At 65.4% G+C, this 4,301-nt stretch carries 4 protein-coding genes and 1 pseudogene; 3 read left to right on the top strand and 2 right to left on the bottom strand.

Annotated elements, in window-relative coordinates:
- Together RMO97_RS04295 and RMO97_RS04290 are read left to right on the top strand one after the other, a co-directional pair.
- Positions 1-99: DUF3034 family protein (locus RMO97_RS04295; RefSeq protein WP_310539308.1), on the top strand; the 99-nt coding region annotated here is incomplete at its 5' end.
- Positions 99-581 carry a group 1 truncated hemoglobin gene (locus tag RMO97_RS04290; protein WP_310539307.1) on the top strand — a complete coding sequence of 161 codons (483 nt, stop codon included), beginning with the start codon at positions 99-101 and terminating at the stop codon, positions 579-581. The genes RMO97_RS04295 and RMO97_RS04290, both read left to right, overlap by 1 nt.
- 73 nt (positions 582-654) lie before the next feature.
- Here the strand turns inward: RMO97_RS04290 and RMO97_RS04285 are convergent, their stop codons facing one another.
- Positions 655-2,898: a TonB-dependent receptor gene (locus tag RMO97_RS04285; RefSeq protein WP_310539306.1), complete on the bottom strand. Its 2,244-nt coding sequence runs from the start codon at positions 2,896-2,898 to the stop codon at positions 655-657.
- Between the two features lie 372 nt (positions 2,899-3,270).
- Between RMO97_RS04285 and RMO97_RS04280 the strand changes: the two genes are divergently transcribed.
- Entirely contained in the window at positions 3,271-3,948 is a 678-nt protein-coding gene (locus tag RMO97_RS04280; protein ID WP_310539305.1) for a TetR/AcrR family transcriptional regulator, read from the top strand.
- Here the strand turns inward: RMO97_RS04280 and RMO97_RS04275 are convergent.
- A pseudogene (locus RMO97_RS04275) lies at positions 3,945-4,301 on the bottom strand (hypothetical protein); the annotation flags it as partial. The gene RMO97_RS04280 and the pseudogene RMO97_RS04275 overlap by 4 nt on opposite strands.

Genomic DNA, 4,301 nt, shown 5'->3' with positions numbered 1-4,301 from the left:
AAGAACCTTTCGGTCACTGCGGCCTATGCCGATCTCGGGACCATCGCCACCTTCAAGGACCAGCGCGGTCTGTATCTCTCCCTCCAGGCAGGCTTCTGATGTTGAACCTCCGCACCCTGATCTTCGCCGCGGCCCTGGGCGCCACGGCGCCCGCCTTCGCCGAAGAAAATCCAGTCGATCCCTACACCCGATCCAACACGAACGCGGGGGCGACTCCGTTCACGGGCGAGCAGATGTTGGCGGCCTTCAACGGCCACGAGGGCGTCGCGCGCATCGTTGACGACACGCTGGACCGCAGCGTGGCCGACTCGAGGCTGACGGACATCTTCCGCGCCACCGACATGGAACGCCTGCGTCGCACCCTGAAGGAGCAGGTGGCCTACCTGCTTGGGGCGCCGGTGGACTATACCGGCCGCGACATGAAGACGACCCACAAGGACCAGGGGATCAACACCGCCGAGTTCAACATCCTGGTCGAGCACATGCAGCTGGCCATGGATAAGGAAGGCGTCGCCTACCGCCACCAGAACCAGCTGCTGGCCAAGCTGGCGCCCATGAAGCGCGATGTCGTCACGCGCTGAAGCCGACTCAACCAGACACAAGAAAGGCCCGGGCGAGCGCCCGGGCCTTTTTCGTTCGGGTCTGAGAATGCCTTTAGTACTTCAGGGTCACCGTGGCCATGACGGTGCGCGGAGCGCCGAAATAGGCCGTGCGGATGCCGCCCACCGAGGAGAACTCCTGGGCGTCGGTCTTGTAGACCTCATCGGCCAGGTTCTTGCCGTAGAGGCCGGCTGAGACGCGGCGCTGCGAGCTCTCCCAGACGATCTGGGCGTCATAGAGCCAGTAGCTCGGCTGGAACATGCCGGGGAAGCGGGCCCGGGTGGTCAGGTTGGCGTTGTCGATGGCCAGCGCCATCTCCGAGCGATAGCGGGCTTGGCCGCCGACACTGACGAAGCCTGTGTCGCCTAGATCCCACTCGTAGCGGCCGGCCAGACGGGCCGTCCATTCCGGCGAGAAGGCCGGAGTCTGCCAGGAACGGTCGAGGGTGACGAAGCCCGTGGCCGGCAGCGGCGCAGCGCGCTGTTCGTTGAATTCTCCGTACTCGGCGTGGAGGTAGCCCAACTCGGCGTTCAGGCTGAGGCCCTGAATCGGATTGGCCGCCAGTTCGAGTTCGGCGCCGTAGATCTTGAGCTGGCCGGCGTTCACCACCACCAGGTCGATGGCGGGGATCGGCTGGCTGGGGGAGACCGACGAGCGACCGATGCGGGCCTGGAAGTCCTGGTAGTCGTTGTAGAAGACCGTGAAGTTGGCCCGCGCGCGATTGTCGAACATCTGGGTTTTGACACCCGCCTCATAGGAGAGCGCGGTTTCCGGAGCGTAGGGCGTTTCTTCGCCGGGGGTGTTGGCCCGGCCATTGAAGCCCCCTGACTTGAAGCCCTTGGAGACGCGGCCGTAGAAGAAGACGTCGTCTGTAGCCTGATAGTCTAGGCTCACCATCGGCGACACGTCGTCCCAGCTTTCCTCGACCTTGAAGGCGAAGGTCGTCACCAAGGCCGGGAGTGTCGAGAAGACCGAAGTGGTGCGAGCGTACTTCTTTTCTTCGTCGGTGTAGCGGACGCCGGCTGAGAGGCGAAGCTGGTCGGTGAGCGCGTAGCTGGCGTTGGCGTAGGCCGCCCAGCTGGTGGTGGTCTGGTCGTCGTCCACCGTGCGCAGGAAGGTGAAGGGCGCGGTGAAAGCGTTGGCGTTGGCGTATTGGTGGGACTTCACGTTCTCGCGCAGATAGTAGAGCCCGCCAACGACCTGCCAGGGCCCCTGGTCATAGGTCAACTGCAGCTCCTCGCTCACCTGATCCTGATCGACAGCCACAAGGGCCTCGGTCAGCTGCAGGGCTGTGGCGTCGAAGTCGATATAGTCGTCGCTGTCGAGGTTGCGGTAGGCGGTGATCGACTTCAGCGACAGGGTATCGGTCAGGTCGTAAGCGACCGTGACAGCGGCCCCCCAGTGCTCGAACCGGGTCTCGTTGGGCAGACCGGGCGTGGTGGTGGTGCGGAAGTTGAACTCCGGAATGGCCAGGGGCACCGGATGGAGCACCGGGCCAAATGCCGAGGTCAGGCTGTTCTGCGCCTGGCCGACGCTGAGGCCGGACTTGTCCTTGGTGTAGTCGGCCGAGGCGTTGACGCTAAGCCGCTCATTGGGGGTCCAGGCCAGGGCGACCCGGCTGGAGAAGGTGTTCTTGTCGTTGTATTCGGCGCCGCTCACCGGGTCGGTGACATAGCCGCCGCGCGCCGAGCCCATGGCCGCGAAGCCCAGCGCCAGGGTGTCGCTCACCGGCCCCGAGAGCGCGACCTTGGCTTCGAACAGGTCGTAGCTTCCGACGCTGACCGAGCTTTGCGAGCGGACGGTCTGGTCGGGCTGGCGGCTCACCAGCTTCAAGGCCCCGCCGATGGTGTTCTTGCCGTAGAGCGTGCCCTGCGGGCCGCGCAGCACTTCGACGCGGGCCAGGTCCAGCAGGTCGAACTGGGTGCCGCGGATGCGGCTGTAATAGACGTCGTCCACATAGACGCCGACCGCGGGGTCGAAGGTCTGCAGGGCGTCGGGCTGGCCGATGCCGCGGATATAGATGTTGGTCGAGTTCGACGAGGCTCGGCCCTGGACGAGGTTCAGGTTCGGCACGGCGCCCTGCAGGTCGGTGATCGCCGTCGCGCCCTGCCGCTGCAGGGTCTCGGCGGAGAAGGCCGAGATGGCCACAGGGGTGGTCTGCAGGTTTTCCTCGACGCGGCGAGCGGTGACAACCAGCTCTTCGACTTCACCGGGGGTTGTGGTCTGGGCGTAGCCCTGGCCGGCGAAAATGCTCCAGGCCGCGCTCGCGGCGAGCGCGAGCTTCCAATTGGTTCGCATAGGTCCCTCCCTTGGCGCCCGGACAGGCGCCTCATTTAGCGTGACCGTGGCCCCGCCACCGGGGAGCGTCAATTATTCATTCATCGTGGAGTGAATTTCGGATCAGACGCTTGGCGACCGATGCAAGCGGGCCACAGAGTCTTCCGTGAACGTCGGGATGGAGCTGCGAATTAACCGTCCAGGGCGGCTGGGGCCTGGGATGGCAGGGTCCTGAGGTCAGGCGAAGGGGCGCGCCGGTCCGGCGTCGGAGCCGATCACTCAGCGTTGGATGAACATTGACATGCGAACGGCGCGCGTCACGGTCAGGGGATCACCTTTGAGACTGAGGCGCGGCGCGCCATACTCAAGGCGCGAACCGTCGAGGAAGGCCGCATGGCGACAGCGTTACAGCCCAAGGCGGCCGGCAGGACCCGCGCCCAGAAGAGTTTCGAGACCAGCGAACGCATACTGGACGTGGCCGAGGCCGAATTCTCCCGTCACGGCTTTGACGGCGTCACCCTGCGGGTTGTCGCCAAGAAGGCCAAGGTCGATACCGCCCTGCTCCACTACTACTTCGATTCCAAGAAGGGCCTGTTCGACGCCGTCTTCCTGCGCCGCGCAGAGGTGCTGAACAGGGACCGCATGGAGGCCCTGGACCGTTATGAGGCCGAGGCCGGCGACAACATCACCGTGGAGGGCGCAGTGGCGGCCTTCCTCAATCCGGTGCTGGAGCGCTGCGCCAACGCTGGTCCGGAATGGCGCGCCTACTTCGCCCTGATCGGCGTGGTCAACAACACCCCCGTCTGGGGCGGCGAGACCATGACCCGCTACTTCGATCCCGTCATCCACCGACTGATCCGGGTGGTTCGCCGGGCCCTGCCCTATGCGCGGGAGGAGGACCTGTTCTGGTCCTACCACATGCTCTCGGGCAGCTTGACCCTGACCCTGGCCGAAACCGGGCGTATCGACACCCTCTCGGGCGGCCTCTGCCGCTCGGAGGACATCGCCGCCGTCACCCCACGCATGATCGCCTACGCGGCTGCGGGATTCCGGGCGGTCTGCAAGAATTAGAGCCCGTAGGGCCGGTAAGGTCCCGCGATGAGTTGCTCGAACACGCCCATGCCCTTGATTGGGTCTTCGCCGGGAGTCGAGAAGGTCACGCGGCTGAGCGCCTGGATGTGCCAGTTCTCGGGGCTGGCCATGTTCATGGCGCCCAGGTCGATGTCCTCGCGGGCGATGGCCATTTCACCCTTGAAGCCGCCGTGCCGCCACTCCGGATGTCCGTAGCCGATTCCGCGCATCAGGAAGGTCAGGAAGGGCTCGAACTTCACGCTGGCCGCGCCCTGGGCGAGAGGGATGTTGAGGGTGCCGCCCTGGGCGTGTCGGGTTCCGGGGATCATCGAGACGTCGTCGATCCTGGCGTG

This window comes from Phenylobacterium sp. (assembly GCF_031425575.1).
Classification (GTDB): domain Bacteria; phylum Pseudomonadota; class Alphaproteobacteria; order Caulobacterales; family Caulobacteraceae; genus Phenylobacterium.
This window is presented reverse-complemented; position numbering and strand designations above follow the sequence as displayed.